Origin of the sequence: Methanohalophilus portucalensis, assembly GCF_002761295.1 — an archaeon.
In the GTDB taxonomy this organism is placed as follows: domain Archaea; phylum Halobacteriota; class Methanosarcinia; order Methanosarcinales; family Methanosarcinaceae; genus Methanohalophilus; species Methanohalophilus portucalensis.
The window spans coordinates 1,198,417-1,222,232 of record NZ_CP017881.1; the positions used below are offsets into that span (position 1 = coordinate 1,198,417).

Genomic DNA, 23,816 nt, shown 5'->3' on the forward strand with positions numbered 1-23,816 from the left:
TTTTATACATCACAGTGGGGGTGCTCTATTTTGCCACACACTCCCATTGTCGGATGACCCATGGTACTGCATATGGTATCGATAGCATGCAGGGAGACAAAGCTTTCAAAACGGTTCACCTCGCTGCAGGCTTCTTCAGGTGAGAGACCATAGTTTTTGAGCATAAGGCTCAATATCCTGTGTCTGCGAATCAGAAAAGCAGCATAATCTTTCCCTTTTCCTGTAAGTTTCACACCACGATAAGGTACATGGTTGACATATCCCTCTTCTGCAAGTTCGTTGATTGTTTTGGTTGTTGTAGAGGGGTCTACCTTAAGGTGGGCTGAGAGCTCATTGGTGCGTACGTTTTCTTTTCTCTGATGAATATATTTGAGATATTCTATTTTACGCGGGGAAAGCTCAAGCCCTGTTATCTTTTCCATGGTTGGAGTTTAATTAAAAATATATTTAAGTCTTATGAGGTTTTGCTCACAAGATAGTTATGACATCTGCATATATCCATACAACAAGCCCGATAATTCCCACAAGAGATAACATTATCAATGTCATACGGGCTTTTTTTTCAAGTTCCAAAGCACCTGCAATCCGGATGTAGGTGATTTTGTTGAGTGTGCTCACAATACCGGCAATAACTGCGGTCTCAGCAGCCAGCATGTACGAAATTTCACCCTTCACTGCAAGGGATGCCATGGAGGCTGTTACTGCCGAACTGCTGGCCACACCTCCCAGCGCAGTTACATATGTTCCGTATGTTCCCGCGTATTCGTTGGCAAAGGTTGCAAAAAGCTGTAATACCAGAAAGATCGCTCCAAAACGCAGTGCAGGCTTCAGGGCAAAGGGCGAACCAATGTCAAGGGTCCCTTCCATCTTCTTTGTGATATTCTTGTTTTTCCAAAAAATCCCTATTACTACTACTATCATCAATAATTGCGGAGGTAGCATATACAGTGTAGTTTTACCTGAAGTATCTACAATCAGGGCAATTACCAGATTACTAATGAACATAGAAAGGTTGGATAAAAGGATGCCGATGTAAAAAGCATTTACAAGCCCCGCTTTTTCCTTTGCTATCGATGCCAGGGCAGCAGTGGTGGCTTCACTGCTCACAAATCCTCCTAACAATCCTGAATAGGGTATGCCTCCACCTGCTCCGAAGCGTTTGAGGGAAATGTAGCTGATAAATCCAATAAACATCACAAGTACGACAATAAGGATTGTGGCTTTAAGATCCACAATACCCCATAGTTCTTCATCAGGTGCCAGGGGATACAGGATGAAAGCCACGGCAAGGAACTGCAGGCTGTTCAGGATATCTTCATTGGAAAGATTCTGGGCAAAAGAATGGAGCGGGCGTTTTTCAATAGTCAGGAAAGTTATTGCTACTCCACCGGCAATAGCAAACAGGTAATTACCATTTGCTACCAAAATTCCCAGTAGAAAGGTGCAGAATAAAGACAGGGCACTTGTCATGCCCAGTTTGCCCCGCATTGTGTAGGTACGGTATATCAGGGCAATACTACATGCTATTATCAAAAAGGCTGAGGCAACTATAATATCATTACCGATTGTTTTTCCTGCAATTGTTGCCAGCATGCCTGTGACAGCAGCCAGAGAATATGTACGCACACCTGCAAAAACCGGATGTTCTGCTCTTCGATGTTCTCTTTCTATCCCGATGATAATACCTATCATCAGGGAGAGGATGAGTTTTTCCAGAAAATCAAATAAAAAAGGATCAAGCCCGATGGTGGGTATAATTTCCATCACTCCACCTCCGGATTGCTAAAGTATTTAAGTTCCTTTATTTAAGAACTTCTTCTTCAACTTCTTTTCTGCCTGCTTCCAGTTCATCACCCTGTTCATCATCGTATTCAAGCAGCATGGTCTGGAATTCTCCCACATGGGTCTTTTCTTCCTTTGCAATGTCTAGCAGCACTGCCCGGATCTCCTCGGTGGAAGCAAGTTCGGCCATCTGTTCATAGAGGTTGATAGCATCAAGTTCGGCTATAATGCCAGCCCTTAAGATTTCTTTATCTATGTTCTCATCCTCTACAGCATCAAGGTCAATTGGTATCTTTGATAACATACGTATCCTCCTATCAATCATTATAGGAATCTTAGAATATAGTTCTTACCATATTGTCATATGTCTAGGGAGTATCCTGCATAAATGTATGCAAATTTATCCGGATATTTGCGTTTAATTTCATCTTTGTGGGATGTGCAGTGTCCGGCTGCTATATATGAAAGTTGGCCCAATGTGTCCATGTCATTGAAATCATGTAGTCCTCCGAGTACACCTGTGACATGACCCATTTTTGCAGCGTTGCCAATTATTTCCCCCAGTCCCGGATGGGCACATCCAGTTATAATATACAATCCATCCGCAGATTGGAGGGCAAGGGATTGTTCTTTTATGTGGTTTCCCAGTTGACCGGTGGTAAAAATTCCATTGCAGACCTGCCGTGATTTTGTGACTTCTATAAGATGGGCATGCCTGGCTATTTCCTTTTTGAGATTTGGGGAGAATGCCCCGGGCACATACACTTCCAGGGCATCTGAATTATGTAATATTGCAGAGAGTCCTCCTATATGGTCCCAGTGCTGGTGGGATAGGACAAGTATGTCTATATCAGAGGGTTTCACGCCCACCTTTTGAAGGTTTTCCATCAGGGCGGGTCCGTTCCAACCCGTATCAAAAAGAAGCGTAGTATTCTCCTGTCGAACCAGGCAGGCAAACCCCCAACCTGCATGAAAACCTTCGGCTGCATTATTATCATAAACAACGGTAAGTTCCATATTCAATCTTCCATATTGAATTTTTTACGCAGGTAATAGCCAGAATAGATTGCACCTGCAGGATTATGTGCAAGCACTCTGTCCTTGACGATCAAGGTGGTTACAGGGGCTTCACTGTTGCGGGTAAATATAATGTCATGGCCCATGCAGAGGCCAACGATGATATTCAACTCGGTTTGTTTTTTGGCAAGTAAGATGGCCTGTCCCTTCGGGTTACAGGTAACCTCAAATTTATCCGGGTGTATCTTTTCAAGCTCATACTTTTCCTTTGGGATACCACAGACCTTGCAGCATACAGAATAAACCTCGAAATCCTTTTTCAGTATTCGGGTGATAGTTGCGGCTTCATTGGCCAGTCCGATACAAAAAGCAATTCCCAGTTTCTGGTAACCCATTTGTTTGGCAAACAGGATAAGTTCTTCCAGACGGGTTTTTTGCATATAATGTTGCCCTTCGATAGCAGCTGCAACCTGCATACAATCGAGGTCTTTACCGGTATATTCGATATCCTCTGCAAAACCACTGCAATCTTTTCCGTTGCGGCATTCCTTCTCCTGACAGGTTGCACATTTCATGATTGCATCTCTTCTTTTACTTCTTCCCATAATTCTATGACGCATTTTGCAAAAGAATTGTCGGTATATTCCACAATTGTTTTTCCCTCCACCATTGCCTTGGTAGGGGTTGTATCATAGGGGATCTCGCCTGCAATTTTAATCCCTTTCTGAGTGCAGAATATTTCTATTTCTTTTCTTTTGCTATCGTTTATATCGGATTTGTTTATGCAAACCAGAGATGGTATCTCGAAGTGTTCTGTCACTTCTATCACTCTTTTAAGATCATGTATCCCGGCGACGGTGGGTTCGGTGACTACAAGGGCAATGTCCACACCTGTAAGGGCTGCAATTACTGAACAACCGGTACCCGGTGGTCCGTCTATGATTATTGTGTCACAATTATTTCTTGGGGCTGCCTCTTCTGCAATTTCCCGAACGAGTGTGACAAGTTTCCCTCCGGCTTCTTCCCCTATTCCAAGTTTGGCATGGATGAGCGGTCCGAACCGGGTTTTAGATTCATAGGCTTCTCCGCACTTATTATATTCCATTGTCACTGCATCAGCAGGGCAGACATACTCACAGACTCCGCAACCTTCACATATGTATGAATCGATTTCGAAACCTTCCTTTATTGCCCCGAATCTGCAATGTTCAACACATATCCCGCATTCTGTACATTGTTCAGGGTGTATGATTGCGGTAGGTAATGCGGTAAAATCATAGGTTTTTATTATTTCAGGTTGCAGCAGCAGGTGCATATTTGCAGCATCGACATCACAGTCTGCAATGGTGGCGTTTTCTGCAAGAGCTGCAAAGGAAGAAGTGAGGGTGGTTTTGCCGGTGCCACCTTTGCCACTGATTACTGTGAGTTGTTTCATCTAACTGCCTCCTTGATAGTTTCAAACATCTGCAGGAATTTTTCTTTCCACTGAGGCATTGTTTCAACAAAAGGTATGCCTTCTGAATAAGCTTCAGCTATTCTGCGGTCATAGGGAATTTCCATTATTATTGGTAGGCCGGTTTGATGACAATATTCTTCGACACCTCCATCACCTACTCCTGCACGGTTGATTACCACTCCCGCAGGAATTTTCATTTCCCGGACAACTTCCGCTGCTAGTTTCAGATCATTGAGTCCAAAAGGTGTGGGTTCGGTAACAAGGATGCAATAGTCAGTATCTTCAACTGTTGTGATCATAGGACAGGCGGTGCCCGGGGGAGCGTCCATTATTACTGTATTTTCGCCTGCATAGGTCTTGAGTTCTTTAATCAGGGGTGATGCCATTGCTTCTCCTATATTCAGAAGTCCTGTATGGAACTGTCCTGAAAAAGATCTCTCTATGTTCCCTATGTTGCGTCCTGTTTCACTGATGGCATCATTGGGACAGACGAGGCTACAGCCTCCACAGCCATGGCAGAGGTCAGAAAAGACCATTATTTTTTGTGGTAGTGCTGCAAGTGCATTGTAATTGCAAAAATCAGCACATTTGCCACAATGCTCGCATTTTTTCTCATCGATTACAGGAACTGGTATCATAACTTCTTTTACTTTTTCAAGTTCGTTGTGTAAAAAAAGATTGGAATTTGGCTCCTCTACATCACAGTCAAGGAGGCTGGTTTTCGGAACGGAAAGGAAGAAATTAACAGCAACTGTTGTTTTTCCAGTTCCTCCTTTCCCGCTTGCCACAGTTATTTTCATAGTTATTCACTTCAGTTTTCCAGGATTTCTTTGATAAAAGTTCCCTGGCCGATTTTGTCCATAATATTGCCTAACCTTTCTTTACCGGGGCTTGTGCGGTATTTTATGAATACTCTAGCTATATCATTGATTGTCTCTATGATTTCTTCCTCGTCACAGAATGATTTGATCAATACCCCCTCTGTAGGGCGGCGTGCACCATTACCTCCTATCCATAAAGAGTAACCTCGTTTCTCTTCCAGAGCAGCTTCATGGGGACATCCTCTGACACACCATCCACAATTTCCACAAAGATCCCGGTTTATAACTGCTTTTCCTCCCTCTATGGATATAGCATTAAATTTGCATAGTTCGGTACATCTTCCACATCCAGTGCACTTTGTTTCATCGATAACGGGCCTGAGCTGGCCCATAATGCCTATGTCATGGTCTCTTACGCGGACACAACTATTTGGACAACCGGCGACACCTACTTTCATTTTATGTGGCGTCAATTTCTGGGCAAAATGCATTGTAAGTTTGTTGGCAAGTTCTTTTGTACTCACCAGACCTTCGGGGCAATAATCCATTCCAGGGCACGCTGTAGCATACCCCATTCCGATTGTCTTTAATCCCGCGTCGTATACCTCTGCCATAAGATCATCAATGTTTCTACCAGGCACACCCTGGATCTCTATACTTTTCCTTGCAGTCATTTCCAGTGTACCGTCACCATATTTTTCGGCAAGTTCGGCAACTTTTCCCAGATATTTATGTGTGGTAATCCCTGAATCGGTTTTTATTTTGACAAAATTGGTTCCATTTACTTCAGGTCTTACACCCGGATAATCACGAACCCAGTAGTAGCTAACTTTTTCTCCTGAATTGAGACGTTTGTCAAGTTCATGACGGAACTTTCTCATTTTGAATTGTGCCAGTTCTTTTGTCATTTCAATATCTACTTCATTTAAAATCTTAATATAACCCGCTTCATTTGCATCATTAAGCAATTTTAATCCTTTGGCATTGCGGGCTATCAATGTAGTCCACCCCTTTGAAGACCCGGAGCTTCCTGCAGAAATATCAGCAACCTTTGATACTGCGTCCCTGCAAATCTTACAGCCATCCCAAACACAATCTTGGAGGTCCTTCAGGGATATCTCAATATTTTTCTCATCCGTGGTTATAATCATTTCATCAAGTTGAATGGAATATTTTTTAATATCGTTAAGTTTGATTCCCTGTTTTTCCAGAAAATCGGATAGTTTGTGATAATTGAAATTTTCCATGCAAAAGAGGCCAATAGTGTATTCAATAGTAGGATTATTGGCAAATTCTCCATCCTTTCCTTTTTCTACAGGATGCACGTTAAGGCCGTTGAAATATTGCATTCTACGGACACCATAGGTTTGACATGGAGTTCCTACGACTGCTACTTTGTTGAAATTATCTTTTTCATTTCTGAGGGTAGTTAATAATGGGACGGTTGAATATTTTGCTCCCTGAGATGTTGTTATATCTTCCCTTTTTCCAATTATGTTTGCTGCAGGTTTGGCAAAACCAGCTGTTGTTATGGCTCCGTCTATAAGTCCCTTATCCATACAATATGCAATAAGGGATGAGACAGCGCCTCCATCCTGTCCATTCTCTGCGAGAGCCTCATCTGTTGCTCTTGCGGAAACTATTTTTTCGTATTGTCCCAATACACTGGGAGGTTTTGCCTTGAAATTGAAAGTATTAAGTGCTATCCGGGAAGCATCGGTCATTACCCGCTGACATACATCTTTGCATGCTCCCTCTCCATTCCTGTAGCATTCATCTTTAAGATATGGTCCGTTTTCATCAAAACGTATAAGATCATAGGGGCAAACAGCAGCACATGCACCACAAAGGGTGCACATGCCTGTATCTACTATAGCATCTTTCAGGAACCATTTTTTTTCTAGCATACGATCACATCAGTGTTCGTGATCATGTCCACTGCAGGAGTTGTTTGCACCAGCTTGCTCGAGCCTATCACTTTTCCAGTCTTCGATGGCATCACTGACTTTTCCCTGTGCACCCACGAAAACTTTGATGTCGAACTGGTCGAACATCTGGACGGCTTTCCACCCCAGGCCTCCACAGAGCATGGTTTCAACGTCTTTATTTGCGAGTAATTCGGGAGGCAATCCAACACCCCCCATGTGCTCACTGGTATTCTCCAGAACATTTACTTTGCCGGTCTCACTGTCGTATATTGTGTAATAAGGGACTTTACCAAAGTGCTGGCCTACGGGTGAATCTATTCCACTGTTATCGGTTGCCGGTATGCATACTTTCATTTTCTCCCTCCTCTGCCTTGTCCGCGACCCATGCCAGCATGTGCCTTGGCAGTTGGACCGGATACTTTTTCCAGAGTTCCTTTATTATACTGTTCAATTGCTTCTTTTACCGATACGCCGGTAGTGGTAACGACTTCTATCCCTGCTGTGGAAAGGACTTCATAGGCATTAGGTCCCACATTACCGGTGATCAAAACATCTGCCTGCATTTTTGCGACTTCTTGGGCAGCCTGTATTCCGGCACCCCCGGTGGCACCTGCTGCAGGGTTCTCGATTGCTTCAAATTCTCCGTTCTCGGTGTCGGCAATTATGAAATAAGGAGCTCTGCCAAAACGGGGCTCAATATCTGAATCAGTTTTATTGCTTTTTGATGTTACGCAGATTTTCATTGTTATTCCTCTTTTTACTTTATTTAGCACATAAAGGAGGAAGTATATATAACTTTCTCAAAACTACGCTTTGTCCGAAAAATCGATTTGACCGATAATTCATAATTTTGTCCGAAAAACCCGTTTATTGACCGAAAACAAATTCAAAGTAAAAAATCTCTTGTGACTTTCTAACATACTTGTACATAATATTGAATGAGATGATTCCGAGGAATTAAAGCAAATAATTCTTGATATATATCATTCTGAATGAAAGAAAGTGGGTTCTCTAAAGCTACATTGAATCATATGAAATAAAATATCAAATCAGTAAATCCTTTTGGTTTGAAGAAATCTGTTATCAAATTGATAAAATGTATAGTCTACTATAATGCAAAATATCAAATTAACTATAGTCGAAATAAACTATCTTCATGGAGGCCAATAGACCAGAAGTACACATTTGAATTAAAAAATGAATCCACTATGCCTTCCCTAATTCGGCAACATCTGTAAAAATAGATGTTTTCATCAAATTTATCTATCTTTTATTGACTGTATGCCATTAAATCACAGATTTAATGGGAGTACTAGATTTTAAATCTGGAACAAAAACACCCATCCCTTTGTATTTTTTAGCCATAACCACACTGGAAACTTCTTATAAAAATGATAATGTATTCAGTGGAAACTAGAGGAACGAGTTTCTACAGACCTCCCTTTGATGATAATTAAATGTGGCCGAATATGAAAAAGAAGATATAATAACTCCGTTGTGGAGTTTATTTGCATATTAATAACTAAATTTGTTCATTTTAGTATAATTCCACTTCTATAGTTCCACTATATAAATGATATGAGCCCTCTGCGATTTTATACCCATCAGCATCCTACATGTATACAGTATGAACATTTACTGTTTCCATATTACGTAAACCTTTTACCATTCCTTTTGTAATTTGTTCAAGTTCATAGGAATATATCGGACTGTACATGTAACAGCATGCAAAATTATTGGGGTCGATGTAAACACCTGCTGAATACCCATATTCTGCTAATATACCTTCCATTTCTTTTTCAAAGGTATTAATTTCTTTTTCTTGCAAGCGTTCCTTCTCTGCTTGTTTAGCTTCCTCTTCAGCCCTTTGGGCTTCCTCTTCTTTTTCTTCTGCTAATACCTGTGCCTCGTTTGTTGCAATTTCATCATCTGATTCGGTTACTATGTCTACACATCCATAAGCAATTAAACTGAACAAGACCAATATTATAATCCAGTTATCCCTCATATTCTTTCTTCGCTGACTATCATTGGGAGGGTCGGATTTTGATTCGTCGTTTAATTTCTGCATTCGTTCTTTTAGTGTTAATTTATCGGTTATATTATCCCATCCTATCAAGATGATTTATTTCATTTTATATATGGTAACTTTTATACAGATATCTTCTGCTTCTTCTTTTGTAATCCCATATTTATCAGCAACTTTTTGATAAATAACATCTTCATCAACAATTGCATATGGGTCACTTAAGTCAATTTTGTCCCATTCGGCATCAGAACACTCAGAATAATAATCATCGATTTCAAATTCTAAATCTGTAGGCCGTTCTATATTTTCATTCCCAACTTTGTCTTTAATTCTGAAAACATATTCATAGGTTGTTCTATCATTTGTTTTTGCAATTTCTGATGTGACATCACCCCAATTACCATTAGGGCACCAATCTACAGTTCCAAAAGTGTAAGCTCCATTTACATCTTCTTTCCTGTCATATGCAAAAATACAGATTGCGTCAATGTTGTTGTTTTCAGATGTTTCATCCACAATGATCTGAATCAAAGTGGATTTTAGTTCTTCTTTTGTAATATTTGAAGGAATTATGACTCTATATTGTTTCCTAATAGCGTCTCCCCATGGATCATCAGTTGTCTCTATGATTTCGTAATTTCTAACCAGATCGCGATTATATTCAGGTGGTTTGTCTGCTACAGATGTTACTTCCTCTATGGTATCATCTGTATTTTCTGAGTCTGTGCATCCAATAGTTAAAAATATTAATAAAATAATACCAACAAATTTCAACCAATTATTCATAATTTACCCTCTGATTAAGACAATATTCTTTGTTAATATTTATTTCTATTTATTGAGTTTATTTAAAAATGTTCCCTCTATTTTGAACAAAGAACTTAGATTACGGATTGATAGTAATCTGCAGCTAATTGAAAAAGTTTCAACACGAAAAAAGAAAGAATGTAAATAAATGAGGGCAATAAAATACAGGGATCAAGTCAAAGTAAAATCTGCACCACAACTGAATTTTTGGTTTATCCTCAACCCATTTTTCTTTTGTGTTCTTTATTGGAAGAACGGATAGGTAAATCTCTCATTTCTGTTTGTGATAGACAAAGATACATATGAATAGAAGAAGTTTGTTGATTTCTTTTCCTGACTACTTACTACATAATTTTCTTTAAAGAAGTCTATTTTCTCATCACATGGTCATTTGTAAAATCGATAACAGATTCATACATCTTTCCTATTTCATGATCGAAAAATATTCATAGATAAAGATGATTTCGTTTAACTGAGTGAGTTCATTCAAATCCAGTTTTTTGAGATTACGACATATTGATTTTTCATATATTGTTTCTTGATAGTGTTTTGAGTAGAATGAATTGGATTTCTTTCAATTGCCATACAGATACCATAATGAAAAACATCCTTGCACTTAAGTGAACTATTGATCTAGATATCAATATTATTCAGAATATTTTTTAAATAGGAGATAGAAGGTCTTTTGTTTTTAAGAATATGTTTGGCTGATTTCGGGAACTACATATTGAGAATGACATACGGTGGTATTTTCAATACATATGTAACTATCAGAAAAGTCACAAGAAATTAAGATTCGAAAATTCGGGAAGTGCTGATATTGTGTATTTACACAATCAATATTTGCCTAGAACTATTTCCATCACCTTCTTAATCATTTCATCATCCGTTTTCAGAGTTTCTTTATTTTCAATAACCTCCTGGGTGATTTCTTCAATTTCCGATTTTGATAGTTTATTCGATTTTCTGTTTGCTTGTTCTTCATTTCGTTGTTTTATCTTTGTATCATGGTAATCCTGAATTGAATCAGATAGTTCCTCATCAATTTCCCTTATAATAGGAACAACAGTATCATATTTTGATTCTGCAACCTGATCGAATAATTCATGCATCTTTATGGCTTTTGTTTCCAGTTCAACTTTTTTTTGCACAAAAATTCTCTCATTCTTCCGTGGTTTACTCCAATAGGGTGATTTACATTTGGGGCAGACGTTTGGTTCTCTTGGAAAAGAAGATGTCCATTCGTAATCGCAACGATAACAGTGGTTACCTTTTATCCAGACTCTATATCCCTTTTCACTCAGTTTTATGAAGTCAACATTGCTCATGCTACTATATCGGATTTGAACATATATACCATTTGCGAATAGGTTGTTTGTAAAAGAGGCCTTAGGCATTTATTTTGATTTAATACATATCATAATGGTTTGAGAAGTAAAACTTATATGCGATTAATGTAAAATATACATATACCAAATTGGTATATAATGTACTTGAAAGGAGTGTATTGAACGATCTATGGATTAAGTTGGCACACAATGCATGTACGTGATTGCATAGGAGACAAATATGATTGATAAAGACAAATCAAAAAACCGAGTAACAAAAAATGAAAACGATATTGTAATAGATCCATTAGAGTCTATGAAAAGTAACCTTGGGAATATAGTTGAAGAATGTATTGAATGTTATATTGAACCTGGTTCACAGTACACTTCAGAGCTTATTGAAAAACATGAAAGATTCGACGGAAAGCAAAAGAATACATCCATACAAAGGTCTATTGACCAAAGAAGAAAAATTAAAGGACTCTTAATCGCAAAAAAGAAGAATGTAAGTAAATCAAATTCAGATTGGATTGTTAAAGGTAGTCATGGAGCCAAACATTTGGTTACAGTTAATTCTGAAGGGGAGTATCTATGCGACTGTGAAGATTTTCGACATAGGCATTATATCTGCAAACACATACACGCTGTAAATGCAATAGAAAGCGGTCTTACTCTCCCATCAGTCCATGTATTGGAAAATAGGTTAAAGGAACTACGACCACACATAAAAAAATGCACACAAAACTGGAGTGCGTATAACAAAGCACAAAAAAAAGAAGAAGAACTCCTTTACGTAATACTGAATAAAATATGTTCGATGATTATAGAGTACCCTGAAGCAAAAAGGGGTCGACCAACCGTTCCTATTAAAGATGCTATTTTTGCAATGGTATGTAAGGTATATAGCATGAAATCAGGGAGGCGAGCAGCACATAATATAAACCTAGCTTATGAAAAAGAATACATAAGTAGACAAGTACCACCGACTACGATATCAGATTACATGAGAATGTCTGATATTACGCCTATATTAACGGGATTGATTGAACTTGTAAGTACTCCATTTATCGACATTGAAAGAGTATTTGCCATGGATTCTTCAGGATTTTCAACAAGCACATACGAAAGCTGGTACAACTTTAAGTATGGCATGGAGTCCAAGAAACACAAATGGTTGAAAGCGCATATCAATGTGGGTGTGAAAACAAATATAATCACGGCGGTGAAAATAACCAATAAGGATGAACCAGATCAAAATAAGTTTGAACATCTTTTCAAAGCCACATTGAAGAATTTTCAAATTGATGAACAACTGGCAGATGGAGCATACTGCAATCGTGAAATTTTCAAATTGATTGATGATAGTGGTGCCAAACCATTCATACCATTTTCAGATAATTCAAGTAGTAAACCTCGTGGTGTATGGATATGGAAAGAAATGTACGACCTCTTTCAAGAGAACAAATTAGAGTATCTCAAACATTATGACAAGCGTAACAATGTTGAAACTACATTCCATATGTTGAAGACTAAGTTCAATGGAACACTGAAAAGTAGATCAGAAAATGGACAGGTCAATGAAATCCTGTGTAAGATTCTGTGTCACAATATTTCTGTATTGATACACGAAATATATCAGTTAAATGTATCAGTAGATAACCTTTTTCAAGCGAAAAAGCAAAATATGCCATTGATGCATGTTGTTCATAATAATGGCATTCATGTGAACTATTCCTGCGCACAAAGTTACTAAAATGAATCACCTTTCGAGTGATTCATTGATATTCTCTTTTTACCTTATATATTACAACAAGTAGTGGGCTGATATATCTATCATTTTTATTGAGGCTTTGTAGAAATCCTCATGAGAATACAAATGTAACCACATCGAACACAATGTTCAAAGAAGATCTTCGCTTTCTCTGTGTTCTTTGTGATTTATGCCTGAAGTATAGATTTTCTACAATGTCCATTTTTGTAACTACTTATAACTAAGAAAATGAGTCAAATCTGTTGGTATTTCTGTGCTGACCGAATATTCCTATCTTTGACCGAAAATTCATGTATATGGCCGAAAATAGCCTATTTGTCGGACAAAGCGTCAAAACTATATTATAGAAAATCTCTTATGCTATATTTATTGAGCTAATGATGGCCTTTAGAATTATGTAAGTATGAATACTGCAGTAAGGCCTAAAAAAAACAAATTAATTTAAAAATTACAAAAAAAGAGATAAAAAACTGGACTTAGTATGTCCAGTTCTTTGCTGCTTCGATCATTGCCTGAAGGTTCTGGGTAGGAGTCTTGCTCACAATACCGCAACCCGGTGCGAGAAGCTGTACTCCTGCATCGAGAACTCTCTTGGATTCTTCCTTTACACCTTCGACATTGTCTTCGCCCTGGTTCCATAGAACACTTACAGGGTCGAGGTTACCTAAGATGAGGGCCTTGTCCACATTCTCAACTGCTGCTACAGGGTCGACATTCTGGTCTACACTGATTGCATCTACGCCGCAGGTTTCCATGATCGCAAGTCCGTTAGTTGTGTCTCCGCAGATGTGGAGGATGGATGGTATACCTTTCTCGTGGAGTGCTTCAACAATCTTCTGGTGGAATGGAACTACGAAAGTCTTGTAGAAGTCAGCACCAATAAGCTGGTAGCTGGCTGTTGGATCAATGATTGCAAAGGTGTCGGCACCGTTCTCGACCTGCTTGAGGGCGTACTGTGTGCAGAACTCAGTGGTGAATTCCATGAGTTTGAGGCCAAATTCCTGGTCTGTCATGATGTTCATGAACCAGGAGTCACCATTAAGGTGCTGTGCGAGGGAGAATGGTCCGATCATACTGCCGATGATTGGAAGTTCGTCGCCGTATTTGTCTGCGAGGATCTTGACTGCCTGACATACGTTTCCGATCCTGCCGTCTTCGATGTTGTAACCTTCGAATTGTTCGAGGTCTTCGGCCTTGCTGACAACGTGGCTGATAACGGATGGCTGCTGTTCCTTGGTACTTGGCTTGATTCCGCATCCGAAAAATTCTGCTTCTGCTGTGATGTCGAAAGGAACACGTACTGCTTCAAATCCTACAACTGTGTGGCCTGCTTCTGCCAGTGCTGCCATTTTTACAGGGTCTTCGTGAGCTTCTGGCCAGTAAGCATCTACTGCATCCATCTGTTCTACTGTTCCTGTCTGGGTGGCACAGATAGCAGGCATCCTGTCTACTTCTTCACCTGCAAATACGCGTGCTAATCTCTCTTTGGGTGTATATTCAACCATAACCTTTACTCCTTAAAACTTATTTTTATTCTAAAAGGTAATCTGGCTACGCATTTAGCATATATATATCTTTTCATGTTCAGTTTCTCATGAAAAAAGCGCTATCAATATACTTGTTTTGCTCTTGAGATCTCTCTACTTTACATTACCGCGTAAAGCATTGAAGCCACGCCAATCATCAGAGGTTCCATTACTAGATCGATTTCGTTCCTTTCCCCGATGTCTTCAGGCAAGCCACAGGGAATTCCCGGTGTGGACACGAGGCATCTTTCTGCGACCATGCCTTCGGAGATCGTATTGGGATTTGGTGTAGCTTCCAGGACCATGGAGAACTTGTGTTCTTCTTCGGGATCATAGGGTATGATGCCCAGTTCTTTGCGGGCCTTTTCCATAGTTTCCCTGTCGGGGTCATAGGCATACACATCGAAATCCCTTTTTACGAGATGTTGTGCTCCGGCATAACCCACTCTTCCCAGGCCGATTACAAGTATATCTTTTGAGTCGGCATATTTGTAACGGGAGGCGATTTCAGCATAAACCACTCCGGTGCATACATGATTGGTTGCAATTTTGCCGTTTTTCATATTGTGTGCAATAAAAATGTGGTCATCTGCCATCAGTATTATGTCGGCATCACTGGAAACAGCTTCATAGTACCCGGTAACGTCAGGATGCTCGGTTACAGCACCATCAAGGCCGAAATATTCGGTTATCGTAAGCAGGGATGACGAAAAGTTGGTAATGATACCGTTGCCGGAAGTTATAGGCACAATACCTACCTTTTCTCCGTCAAGAGTTGTGCCGTATATTTGTTTGCATATGTCAGCAATGTCCATTCCGGTTGCTTTTTTGATAGTATTGTTATTGCACTCAAGCTGTTTTGTGAGTCCTTCCAGATCTTGTGGTGTAAGTAGTGCCATATTAATCCTCCTTTTACTGCTTCATATCGGATTTGATGAGCTGAATTGCTTTTTTTCTTTTATCAAACATTTCATGCCATGTCGTGCCGCTGGATATCAGGGTATAGATTGGTTTTTTCCCCTTGCATTTGAATATTTCCAACCCCTTTGATTCATGGAACTGTCGGTAGTCATCACCGCCTGAAAGCACATGTTCTCCAACAGGGATAAGTTTTCCATCAGATGCCATCAAGTGCTCGTAGTTACATTGTTTGCCAACAGGAAGAAGTTTGTTTTCCCTTATTTTTCCTGCAAAAGTTCCCATTAGCCATTCAAGCAGGTTCACACCACTACTGTGATATACTACGGTAGGTGTCTGGCTGGGAAACCGTGCATCGATCTCAATTACCCGGATTCCTTCGGGGGAGAGTATTGCTTCCACATCCATGATTCCTTTAAGGGACAGATTGCTGGCCAGCCGGTGTGTGATTTCCCTGAAATTCACATCTGTTTCCATCGGTGTGACGCGGTGGCAATCATGTCCCTGGTCAATATGGACCTGTGTCTGCTGACCGATCATGAAATTGTTCCCGTCACCCACCACTTCCAGTGAAACTACCGGTCCGGGTACATATTCTTCAACGACCATCGAATCATCAATGTCTGCCAGTTCACTTTCATTGTCAATTATGCGCGCTCCCTTACTGCTGCTCATGCATGGGGGTTTAACAAAATAAGGAGGATTTTTGGGATTTTCCGAGGGAATAGGTATATCGATCGATTTGAAATATTTTCTTGAACGCTTTTTGTCCATGCTGGTATGATAGGCGGTAAAATCAAAAAGAAGAGGGCAACGTAGTTCTGGTTCTATTTTTTTCAAAAAGAGAAGGGTGTCAAGGTTTTCATTTGTCGGGATTATAGCATCTGAGTGGCGGGATAATTCTATGAGCCTTTCTGGTCTTTCTGTAATATCAAAGCAAAAATGCTTATCCACACTATTACGTATCAGAGGCTTGTTTTTCCTGTCGATCAGATGTACCTGTATCCCGGATTTCCTGGCAAGATAAGCCACCTCGAAGCCCTGTAGCTTGCCCCCAATCAGACATATCGTTTTCATTCTACCTTCCCAGTATCTGATTGAAATCTTCCTGCTTTCCCGGTTCCATTCCCATGCTCTGAAGCTTTCCCACCACACTCCATGCATCACGGTTACGTTCTGTCAGTTCCCTGTCATAGTTAACCACGCCTTCCAGTGCAGATCCGGAAGGAATGATGGATGTCACAACGTTTGCTCCTGCATCCAGGCGGTAAACCATACCTTCCATGCCTTCAAGGTCAAGGGAAGCAGGAATCAACCTGTCGGGGAACATGAGTCTTAGAATAGATATTATTTTTAGTTCTGATTTGCTGCTTCCGGGTTCTCGGCTTGCCAGAGGTGTGCCTTCCTGGGGTACAAATGTCATTACACGTACCATATTGGGATTTGACTTACGCAGGCCTTTGAGGGATATCAGAGTTGATTCAGCTTCTGGTTCGATTTCGGTAAGGATTCCGTCCTCTACACAATAACCAATATCTTTTGCATCCTGGCGGCAGTTTATTCTCTGGTCGTATACCTGGCCTACCCTGAGATTTTTGTATAATTTTTGGTCATAGGTTTCCTGGTAAAGTGCCAGGAAATCGGCTCCGTTATCATACATCTGTTTGAGGGTCTCTTTTCCCACAACTCCCGGGGAGATCATTATCGGAAGGCCAAGTTTGTCCTTAACTTTCCGCACAGCACTGACAAGTCTTTCAGGATGGTCATGATAATAAGGGTCCTCTCCCATTGTCAGGTCTATCATGTGGACAGGATCATTTTCAAGCGCCTCGCATACCGTTCCGATCTCATCGGGAGTAAGCCTGTAGCGGTGGATATTGTTCTTACAGTTATAGTAGCAAAAAGAACACTGATTCTTACAGTATGTTGAAAAATAAACAAAACTGTACAGGAACACCTTATTTCCAAAAAAGTTATCACGGACCATGCGTGCCACATGGAACAACTTCTGCATCTCTTCTTCATCCTTTATGGCCAGCAGGTCTCTTATCTCCTGGTCCCTGAGCTGGTATCCTTCATTTATTGAGGATGCAAATTTGTCCAGCTGTTCATTGTCCATGTTTTCAAACAAATTATTCACCTGAGATTGGTTGTAATTCCGTTATAGTATGATATAGACCTGCTTGAACGCTTGATGTTTGTGTATTTGTGCTTAACCTTGAGTAATCTTTCAAGTCCCATTCCTGCGCCCATCCACGGTTTGGTCACTCCCCAGTCAAGGTCCTGTGGAATGGGTCCCACAACGGCTGAAGATATTTCCATGTCTCCATGCATTATGTCAATGGTATCTCCATACACCATGCAATTATCCGAGATTACCTCGTAATCGATTTTCAGATATTTGAGCAGGTCATCAATAATTTTCAGCAGATTTTCTCTTGTGCATCCCGAACCCATCTGGCAAAAATTAATCATTGTAAACTCTTCAAGATGCTCCTTGCCGTCGGATTCCTTCCTGTAGCAGGTACCTATCTCGAATATCCTGAGGGGGTCGGGCATTATGTTATCAAAATTGTGCAGGTAATTGTATAATCCCGGGGCAAGCATGGGCCGCAGGCATGTATTCTCATCCACCCGGAATATCTGCCTGTAGAGAGGATCTTCTTCAGTGATTCCCATTCTTTCAATGAATTTAGCCGGGATCATGACTGAAGTGCGTACTTCCATGAACCCCTTTTCTATTAAAAACAGGGAAATATCCCTTTCAAGCTGGGCCAGCTGATGTCTGCGATCCTTCTCATACATATGGCGCAGGTCTTGCTTTCTCTTTTTGACAAGTTCTGTCTCCAGCTCCTTGAAGGGTGGGAGTTCTTTTACTGAACTAAGGTCATCTGCAGGGCTAAGCAGCGTTGTAATTCTTTTTTTCTGGGCAGGTGTGTAATCCGGTTTTACAACCTTTTCTTTTTTTGCCTCTTTTGCAACAGGTGGCATTTCATTTGTCTTGCTGGAAACGGCTTTGACCACTGCTGCCTTTGGAGGTTTGTTGTTTTTTGTTTTTGAAGCTGTGACAACACGTGCCTGGCTTCCCCTGCCAAAATCTTTTGTTACAAAACGAGTAATACGCTCATCGGAAAGTTTGCAGTTTTTGCATGCTTTGCGATATTTATTGTTGCGTAGCGCCCTTGCAGAGCGACTTCTTCTGGAATTACGTACTGTAAAGCGGCTTCCGCAGTCAGTAGTGATATGAATATGGTTCCTCGACACCTCGAAGTTCTTTACACCATGGAGTAACCCGTTCCTTGAGAGCCACACTCCGTTGGTGTCTATAAGTAAATCTAGTGGTTTCCTTTCCATAGGGGATTGCTCCGGCTATAGGGGCGACTTCTGATATCTACATTTGCTGAGGCGTCTAATTTTGCAACATATCCAGACCGTCACTTTCTATTTTACTGGCGGAAACCCCGGGAATCTAACCCGGCTGAATGGATCTAGAGTCCATTTGATCTACCTGATCAGGTTTCCACAGGATAGTCTGCTTTATTTCTTTGAATTTGTATTTAACTCTATGGGTGTGTGATGGGAAATAACAGTTTCCTATCATAAATTATATTAATAATAAGTTCGCTGCTAAAAATTGCTTTATATAACTTCATGCATCTTGAAAAACACCAATAAAAGCCGGCAGATGATAATCATATGCTCCCCTTCAAAGAAAATATACTTGAGTTAATTCCTTCAACCCATGGCGGACTTATCCGGAAGACCTCACAGCAGTATTCCATTCCTCTCTCCGATATAGTGGATTTTAGTGCCAGTTTGAATCCTCTGGGCAGCCCTTTTGATAATCCTGAATGGGATATGGACCTGCAGGATTTGTTTGCCACATCTTTTGAAAAAATGGGCCAATATCCTGATAATCGCTATCTTGAATACAGAGCTGCAGCTGCCTTTTTTGTAGGAGGGGGTGCAGGTGCTGTTAACATTGTCCCCGGTAATGGTTCATCGGAAATCATCAGGCTTGTCGCCGGTTGTATTCTCAATGAAGGGGATGAGGTAATGATTCCCCAACCCACCTTTGCTGAATATGAGCAGCAATGCAGGGTGGCAGGGGCAAAGATTGTGTATTATCCGGTAGAATCCCTGCTTTCCATATCTGAGGATGCTCTGGAATCGGCACGTATCCTTTTTGTTTGCAATCCCAACAATCCTACAGGTAAGTTGCTGGCAAGGGAAGATATCCTGCGCCTTGCAGGGCTTTGTGCAGAAACAGATACTCTGCTTTTTGTTGATGAAGCTTTTATTGAACTATCCGATATATCAAGTACTGTCGTTGATGTTGCCGTCTCTAACGATAATATTTTCGTAATGAGGTCACTTACCAAATCATTTGCACTGCCGGGTATACGTATGGGATTTGGTGTCGCATCTGAGGTAATGGCTGAAAAATTGAATACTGCCCGTCTGCCCTGGAATATGGGCTCTCTTGCTGAAGAGGTGGGATGTTCCCTGATGGGTATGGAGGGTGGTATGGAATCAACATACCTGAATGTGTCCCGCCAGAAGATAACAGAATACAGGGATTATCTTATAGATCGGCTGAGTGATATCTACGGTTTCCATCCTCATTCAAGTTCTGTAAATTATATACTTGTGGATATCTCCGAGCTCCTTATGGACTCTGTAGAACTCACGAAAAGGCTTGCAATACATGGTGTACTTATAAGGGATTGCAGTTCTTTCCCGCTGATGGAAAACGATTTTATCCGTCTTGCCGTGCGGCCTCCTGAAGAAACGGATATACTGATCCATACTATCGGAGAGGTCCTTACAGAATCCGGTAAGGATTATGCTGAGGAAAAACTGAAAGAAACCATAAAAGGCGTCTCTTCCGGCTGTTCTTCAAGCCGCAATACCTGTGAATACTATCCCTGTCATTTCGAAGGTCAGGACTGTACTTTTTGTTTCTGTCCCTTCTACCCATGTGAAGATACGCGCACTGGGGGTAAATGGATAGATAGCACTACAGGTAGCAGGGTCTGGAGCTGTGAAGACTGTGTGCTTGTCCATAATTCGGATGTTGTACACAGGATGCTTAACATTCTCATGGAGGATGGGGGTACTGACATCAGCCTCAAAAAAGCCTGGGATGAAGTGATAGGTGTCAGTTTATAATTTATACCATCACTATTTATCAATTCGTAGTTGGTTTATCCGGGATCGTAAAGGTAAATGTACTTCCCTTACCAACCTCACTTTTCAGTTCGACCTGTCCATCGTGCATTTCCACCAGTTCCCTGACAAGGGAAAGTCCCAGTCCGGTGCCCTTATGTTCACTGGATTTGGAGGATTTGACCTGCTGGAAAGGTTCAAAAATTGTAGTCTGCTCGCTCTCGGGTATGCCTATGCCGGTGTCAGAGACTGCAACTTTCAATTTGTCCTTTTTTTGATTGGCAATAATTGTAATTGTTCCTTTAGCCGGGGTAAACTTGGTTGCATTGCTCAGCAGATTGTACATAATCTGTTTGAACTTTTTCCTGTCAGCATAAACCCTAATTTCTTCAGACGGTAAATCCATTTGCAGGTCTATCCTCTTTTTGGACGTGAGAGGTTTGATGAGTATGCTGATTTCATCCAATACTTCATGCAGCTCAAAACTACTGTATTCAAGTTGTTCTTGTCCGGCTTCGATCTTTGAAATATCTAGAATATCATCTATCAAACTTAACAGGTGATTGCCGCTTTTGGCAATATTGGAAACATATTTCTTCTGAGGATCATTGAGTTCGCCCCTTACTTCTTTTGATAGTATGTCGGAAAACCCAATGATTGAGTTCAAAGGAGTCCTCAATTCATGACTCATATTTGCCAGAAATTCACTCTTGGCCTGGTTCGCTTTTTCTGCAGTTCTTTTAGCCTTGATGGCATTTTCTTCGGCAGTCTTACGTTCTGAAATATCCTGAAACAGTTCCAGAATGTATGTATCTCCTTTTATGGAAATTTCCTGTGCATTTTTCAATATAGGTTTTTTTCTTCCGTTTTTGCACTTTATTGTGGTGTCCATCCCTCTGAATCCTTCCTTTCCGTCTTCCCATATGGGGCACTGTTTTGAGGCTGAGCCCTTGGGGCAAACGATGTCACATAGTTGTCCGACGAGTTCTTCCCCTTTATAACCTGTAATCTCACATGTACGGTAGTTTACATCTTTTATGATGTAGTCCTGATCTATCATCAGGACCCCGCCGGGCATGTTTTCATATATAGTCTTTAACTTTTCTTCAGCTTCGACCCTTTGTGTAATGTCATTCCCAATGGCAAGAAGGCCAGTGACTTCTCCATTCTCATTTTTTAATGCCGTGTCGAACCACTCGACAGTGACCTCATTGCCTTTTCTTGTGACAATAGGGTTGATATTACCCTCTGTAGGATGGCCGGCAATTGCTTTTTTGAATACAGACCTGGTCCTTTCCTTTTCTCTGCCGGGTATGAATCTGGAAAACCAATCTTCTCCCTTCACTTCCTTAAGTTCGTAGCCGGAGATCCTTTCCATATGGGGGTTGCAATATACGATCTTTCCCTGCCTGTCAAGAACAGTCACAATCACTCTGGCAGTGCCGATTAGGCCGGTTAATAGGTCGATTTCTTTTACCAAACTGTCTTCATTCTTTTTTTCTTCAGTGATGTCCCTCATTATTCCCAGGTATCCGTATATTCTGGATTTTTCTGTAAAAAGAGGGGATATTTTAATCTGGCAGTAAAACGTACTTCCATCCTTGCATTTCCTGATTCCTTCAATCTCATGAGGTTTTCCGGAATAGAGGTCTGAGAACATTTCTTTTTTCTGTTCCGAGGTCAGTTCTTGCTCATGGAGGATTGTTATTGGTTTGCCCTTTATTTCAGGCAAAGTCCATCCGAACATCTCTTCTGCAGTTCGGTTCACAAAATTGATGGTAAAATCAGGATTAGTATATATTATGGCATCTGTGGACTGCTGGATCATGTCTTCAAATACTTTTGATTTGTTCACAGGTGCATTAAATTCTAAATTATCCACATCAACCACATTGTACATTATAGTATTTCAAATATTTTTATAATGCTAATTTGCATAAACATCCGAGTTATGGTGGATAAGGGAACTCTTTTTATTTATTCTTTGCGTATATTTTATTGATGTGATACAGCAATTTACGTTGCATGTCTGTTCTCGTTCACAAAAGATACCAATCATTATCGTTTTCTGAAAACTCGGGATCAATACCCACAACCCTTCTTTCAATCCCCAATTTATCGGTGATTGCATCGGAGAGATCCTGAAGATATCCTTTCTGGCTCAAGCTTCCATAAATGAATCTCTTGTTGGGGCGGATATGCTCTTCCATTGTTTTTTGTCGGGGTGCGATATCGACTTCAATATCCGTCTTCTCAAGACCTTTGAGCATTGCCTTCCTGAAGTCACCTGTGCAGTAGGCTATCCTGTGGCTATAGTTGTCACGGGTCTTCTCGAGGTATGTTGCAAGTCTTTTGCTTTCCATACTTATAAAATCCCGCTTGATCTTTGCCACATTGCATTTTCCCATCATGAATTTATAATCTGTAAAAGGGTACTCATTATCAATTTCCCGGGGAGTTACGCCACAGGTTCCAAAAACTACTATATGGACATCTTCGGGCTTTAGCAGGTCAAAAATGATCCTGTCATACATCCTGTGGGATGGACTCGTATGATAGGGTTTTCTCATAGAACAGGGGACGAATATGCAGAATTTGCGTGTAGGTGCCTCATATTCATTGAGGACCCATTCATTGGCACGTATCATGTCCGGATGATAGATTAATCGCTCTGTATCAAGTGGTTCATCGGACCTTTCGTTTTCTGGTATTATAGTGGGCACTTGACTACCGTTGCTGAAAAACTATATATATAATTAACGATTTGATTAGTATGGTTTTGTACAATCTGTGCAACTTTGTTTATAGGGCTTCAGGTGAGTTTTAATATGACGGGTTCTATTTCGGAAATGCTGAAAGCTAATTGTGAATGCGATGATGTTGCCAAGTGTATTCTGGGCTTAAAAGACCTGGATCTAAAGGCCTATAAAATACTCCTTTCCAATGGCCCACTGACAGCTGAAAGACTAGGGAAGCATCTGGGTCGTGAGCGCAGTACCGCTTATCGTTCTCTCCAGAACCTGATCTCATGTGGACTTGTTTACAGGGAAACACATACCATTGATGTAGGTGGCTATTTTTATGAATATGTGGCTGTAAATCCTGCAGAGGTCAGACGAATGCTTCAGGAAAGTGTTGACCAGTGGTATGATAAAGTAAGTCTTCTTATTAATAAAATTGATACGGAACTTGTAGGGAATGAAATGGCCTAAACATTCGTACATGAATGGAGTAAGTTTATTTTTTACAAAAGAAGTTGCTTTT

Annotated in this window: 23 protein-coding genes; 3 read left to right on the top strand and 20 right to left on the bottom strand. The window is 40.6% G+C overall.

Going from position 1 to position 23,816, the window contains the following annotated elements; translation table 11 throughout:
* Positions 1 to 2 precede the first annotated feature (2 nt).
* From BKM01_RS06240 to BKM01_RS10800, 13 genes are all read right to left on the bottom strand, one after another.
* The gene (locus BKM01_RS06240) at positions 3 to 422 is read right to left on the bottom strand and encodes a metal-dependent transcriptional regulator (protein ID WP_072358771.1); all 420 of its coding nucleotides are present in this window, start codon (positions 420 to 422) and stop codon (positions 3 to 5) included.
* Positions 423 to 468: 46 nt separating this feature from the next.
* Entirely contained in the window at positions 469 to 1,764 is a 1,296-nt protein-coding gene (locus BKM01_RS06245) for an MgtC/SapB family protein (RefSeq protein WP_072358773.1), read from the bottom strand.
* Positions 1,765 to 1,801: 37 nt separating this feature from the next.
* On the bottom strand, positions 1,802 to 2,086 hold the full coding sequence (locus BKM01_RS06250) for a ferritin family protein (protein WP_072358775.1): 285 nt from the start codon (positions 2,084 to 2,086) through the stop codon (positions 1,802 to 1,804).
* Positions 2,087 to 2,142: 56 nt separating this feature from the next.
* Positions 2,143 to 2,799 carry an MBL fold metallo-hydrolase gene (locus tag BKM01_RS06255; RefSeq protein ID WP_072358777.1) on the bottom strand — a complete coding sequence of 219 codons (657 nt, stop codon included), beginning with the start codon at positions 2,797 to 2,799 and terminating at the stop codon, positions 2,143 to 2,145.
* Between the two features lie 2 nt (positions 2,800 to 2,801).
* Positions 2,802 to 3,374 (bottom strand): DUF1847 domain-containing protein, encoded by a 573-nt coding sequence (locus BKM01_RS06260; protein WP_072358778.1) that lies wholly within the window; start codon positions 3,372 to 3,374, stop codon positions 2,802 to 2,804.
* The gene (locus BKM01_RS06265) at positions 3,371 to 4,234 is read right to left on the bottom strand and encodes an ATP-binding protein (RefSeq protein ID WP_072358780.1); all 864 of its coding nucleotides are present in this window, start codon (positions 4,232 to 4,234) and stop codon (positions 3,371 to 3,373) included. Before BKM01_RS06265 ends, BKM01_RS06260 begins: the two co-directional genes overlap by 4 nt.
* Positions 4,231 to 5,055 (bottom strand): ATP-binding protein, encoded by an 825-nt coding sequence (locus tag BKM01_RS06270; RefSeq protein WP_072358781.1) that lies wholly within the window; start codon positions 5,053 to 5,055, stop codon positions 4,231 to 4,233. The genes BKM01_RS06265 and BKM01_RS06270 overlap by 4 nt, the downstream gene beginning before the upstream one ends.
* Before the next feature lie 11 nt (positions 5,056 to 5,066).
* On the bottom strand, positions 5,067 to 6,983 hold the full coding sequence (locus tag BKM01_RS06275) for a Coenzyme F420 hydrogenase/dehydrogenase, beta subunit C-terminal domain (protein ID WP_072358783.1): 1,917 nt from the start codon (positions 6,981 to 6,983) through the stop codon (positions 5,067 to 5,069).
* Positions 6,984 to 6,992: 9 nt separating this feature from the next.
* The gene (locus tag BKM01_RS06280) at positions 6,993 to 7,358 is read right to left on the bottom strand and encodes a NifB/NifX family molybdenum-iron cluster-binding protein (RefSeq protein ID WP_072358785.1); all 366 of its coding nucleotides are present in this window, start codon (positions 7,356 to 7,358) and stop codon (positions 6,993 to 6,995) included.
* Positions 7,355 to 7,747: a NifB/NifX family molybdenum-iron cluster-binding protein gene (locus BKM01_RS06285; RefSeq protein ID WP_072358787.1), complete on the bottom strand. Its 393-nt coding sequence runs from the start codon at positions 7,745 to 7,747 to the stop codon at positions 7,355 to 7,357. Before BKM01_RS06285 ends, BKM01_RS06280 begins: the two co-directional genes overlap by 4 nt.
* 869 nt (positions 7,748 to 8,616) lie before the next feature.
* A complete protein-coding gene (locus BKM01_RS06290; RefSeq protein WP_143744112.1) occupies positions 8,617 to 9,123 on the bottom strand; it encodes a hypothetical protein in 507 nt (168 codons plus the stop codon).
* A gap of 6 nt (positions 9,124 to 9,129) precedes the next feature.
* Positions 9,130 to 9,819 carry a hypothetical protein gene (locus tag BKM01_RS06295; protein ID WP_072358791.1) on the bottom strand — a complete coding sequence of 230 codons (690 nt, stop codon included), beginning with the start codon at positions 9,817 to 9,819 and terminating at the stop codon, positions 9,130 to 9,132.
* A gap of 857 nt (positions 9,820 to 10,676) precedes the next feature.
* Entirely contained in the window at positions 10,677 to 11,168 is a 492-nt protein-coding gene (locus tag BKM01_RS10800; protein WP_143744114.1) for a hypothetical protein, read from the bottom strand.
* Positions 11,169 to 11,409: 241 nt separating this feature from the next.
* Here BKM01_RS10800 and BKM01_RS06305 point away from each other — a divergent pair, with 241 nt between their 5' ends.
* Positions 11,410 to 12,921: a transposase gene (locus BKM01_RS06305; protein WP_072358795.1), complete on the top strand. Its 1,512-nt coding sequence runs from the start codon at positions 11,410 to 11,412 to the stop codon at positions 12,919 to 12,921.
* Positions 12,922 to 13,415: 494 nt separating this feature from the next.
* Here BKM01_RS06305 and mtbA read toward each other — a convergent pair whose 3' ends face one another.
* The 5 genes from mtbA to pylS form a co-directional block, all read right to left on the bottom strand.
* Complete coding sequence (gene mtbA, locus BKM01_RS06310; RefSeq protein ID WP_072358797.1) at positions 13,416 to 14,444, bottom strand: methylcobamide:CoM methyltransferase MtbA; 1,029 nt, start codon at positions 14,442 to 14,444, stop codon at positions 13,416 to 13,418.
* Between the two features lie 140 nt (positions 14,445 to 14,584).
* On the bottom strand, positions 14,585 to 15,364 hold the full coding sequence (pylD, locus tag BKM01_RS06315; RefSeq protein ID WP_072358799.1) for a 3-methylornithyl-N6-L-lysine dehydrogenase PylD: 780 nt from the start codon (positions 15,362 to 15,364) through the stop codon (positions 14,585 to 14,587).
* Between the two features lie 13 nt (positions 15,365 to 15,377).
* The gene (pylC, locus tag BKM01_RS06320) at positions 15,378 to 16,460 is read right to left on the bottom strand and encodes a 3-methylornithine--L-lysine ligase PylC (RefSeq protein ID WP_072358801.1); all 1,083 of its coding nucleotides are present in this window, start codon (positions 16,458 to 16,460) and stop codon (positions 15,378 to 15,380) included.
* 1 nt (position 16,461) lies between these two features.
* On the bottom strand, positions 16,462 to 17,514 hold the full coding sequence (pylB, locus tag BKM01_RS06325) for a methylornithine synthase PylB (protein WP_072358803.1): 1,053 nt from the start codon (positions 17,512 to 17,514) through the stop codon (positions 16,462 to 16,464).
* 5 nt (positions 17,515 to 17,519) lie between these two features.
* Positions 17,520 to 18,737, bottom strand: coding sequence for a pyrrolysine--tRNA(Pyl) ligase (gene pylS / locus BKM01_RS06330; protein WP_072358806.1), 1,218 nt, complete (start codon positions 18,735 to 18,737; stop codon positions 17,520 to 17,522).
* A 342-nt stretch (positions 18,738 to 19,079) separates the two neighbouring features.
* Here pylS and BKM01_RS06335 point away from each other — a divergent pair, with 342 nt between their 5' ends.
* The gene (locus BKM01_RS06335; protein WP_072358808.1) at positions 19,080 to 20,555 is read left to right on the top strand and encodes an aminotransferase class I/II-fold pyridoxal phosphate-dependent enzyme; all 1,476 of its coding nucleotides are present in this window, start codon (positions 19,080 to 19,082) and stop codon (positions 20,553 to 20,555) included.
* A gap of 19 nt (positions 20,556 to 20,574) precedes the next feature.
* Here BKM01_RS06335 and BKM01_RS06340 read toward each other — a convergent pair whose 3' ends face one another.
* The gene (locus BKM01_RS06340) at positions 20,575 to 22,434 is read right to left on the bottom strand and encodes a PAS domain S-box protein (RefSeq protein WP_158008565.1); all 1,860 of its coding nucleotides are present in this window, start codon (positions 22,432 to 22,434) and stop codon (positions 20,575 to 20,577) included.
* 157 nt (positions 22,435 to 22,591) lie between these two features.
* The gene (locus tag BKM01_RS06345) at positions 22,592 to 23,275 is read right to left on the bottom strand and encodes a DUF5591 domain-containing protein (protein WP_072358813.1); all 684 of its coding nucleotides are present in this window, start codon (positions 23,273 to 23,275) and stop codon (positions 22,592 to 22,594) included.
* 105 nt (positions 23,276 to 23,380) lie between these two features.
* Here BKM01_RS06345 and BKM01_RS06350 point away from each other — a divergent pair, with 105 nt between their 5' ends.
* Positions 23,381 to 23,764: a helix-turn-helix domain-containing protein gene (locus BKM01_RS06350; protein ID WP_072358815.1), complete on the top strand. Its 384-nt coding sequence runs from the start codon at positions 23,381 to 23,383 to the stop codon at positions 23,762 to 23,764.
* Positions 23,765 to 23,816: the final 52 nt, after the last annotated feature.

Bases quoted from the DNA above. Each gene is read 5' to 3' on its own strand.
- BKM01_RS06240 (WP_072358771.1), bottom strand. From the start codon at position 422: ATGGAAAAGATAACAGGGCTTGAGCTTTCCCCGCGTAAAATAGAATAT.
- BKM01_RS06245 (WP_072358773.1), bottom strand. From the start codon at position 1,764: ATGGAAATTATACCCACCATCGGGCTTGATCCTTTTTTATTTGATTTT.
- BKM01_RS06250 (WP_072358775.1), bottom strand. From the start codon at position 2,086: ATGTTATCAAAGATACCAATTGACCTTGATGCTGTAGAGGATGAGAAC.
- BKM01_RS06255 (WP_072358777.1), bottom strand. From the start codon at position 2,799: ATGGAACTTACCGTTGTTTATGATAATAATGCAGCCGAAGGTTTTCAT.
- BKM01_RS06260 (WP_072358778.1), bottom strand. From the start codon at position 3,374: ATGAAATGTGCAACCTGTCAGGAGAAGGAATGCCGCAACGGAAAAGAT.
- BKM01_RS06265 (WP_072358780.1), bottom strand. From the start codon at position 4,234: ATGAAACAACTCACAGTAATCAGTGGCAAAGGTGGCACCGGCAAAACC.
- BKM01_RS06270 (WP_072358781.1), bottom strand. From the start codon at position 5,055: ATGAAAATAACTGTGGCAAGCGGGAAAGGAGGAACTGGAAAAACAACA.
- BKM01_RS06275 (WP_072358783.1), bottom strand. From the start codon at position 6,983: ATGCTAGAAAAAAAATGGTTCCTGAAAGATGCTATAGTAGATACAGGC.
- BKM01_RS06280 (WP_072358785.1), bottom strand. From the start codon at position 7,358: ATGAAAGTATGCATACCGGCAACCGATAACAGTGGAATAGATTCACCC.
- BKM01_RS06285 (WP_072358787.1), bottom strand. From the start codon at position 7,747: ATGAAAATCTGCGTAACATCAAAAAGCAATAAAACTGATTCAGATATT.
- BKM01_RS06295 (WP_072358791.1), bottom strand. From the start codon at position 9,819: ATGAATAATTGGTTGAAATTTGTTGGTATTATTTTATTAATATTTTTA.
- BKM01_RS10800 (WP_143744114.1), bottom strand. From the start codon at position 11,168: ATGAGCAATGTTGACTTCATAAAACTGAGTGAAAAGGGATATAGAGTC.
- BKM01_RS06305 (WP_072358795.1), top strand. From the start codon at position 11,410: ATGATTGATAAAGACAAATCAAAAAACCGAGTAACAAAAAATGAAAAC.
- mtbA (WP_072358797.1), bottom strand. From the start codon at position 14,444: ATGGTTGAATATACACCCAAAGAGAGATTAGCACGCGTATTTGCAGGT.
- pylD (WP_072358799.1), bottom strand. From the start codon at position 15,364: ATGGCACTACTTACACCACAAGATCTGGAAGGACTCACAAAACAGCTT.
- pylC (WP_072358801.1), bottom strand. From the start codon at position 16,460: ATGAAAACGATATGTCTGATTGGGGGCAAGCTACAGGGCTTCGAGGTG.
- pylS (WP_072358806.1), bottom strand. From the start codon at position 18,737: ATGGAAAGGAAACCACTAGATTTACTTATAGACACCAACGGAGTGTGG.
- BKM01_RS06335 (WP_072358808.1), top strand. From the start codon at position 19,080: ATGCTCCCCTTCAAAGAAAATATACTTGAGTTAATTCCTTCAACCCAT.
- BKM01_RS06350 (WP_072358815.1), top strand. From the start codon at position 23,381: ATGACGGGTTCTATTTCGGAAATGCTGAAAGCTAATTGTGAATGCGAT.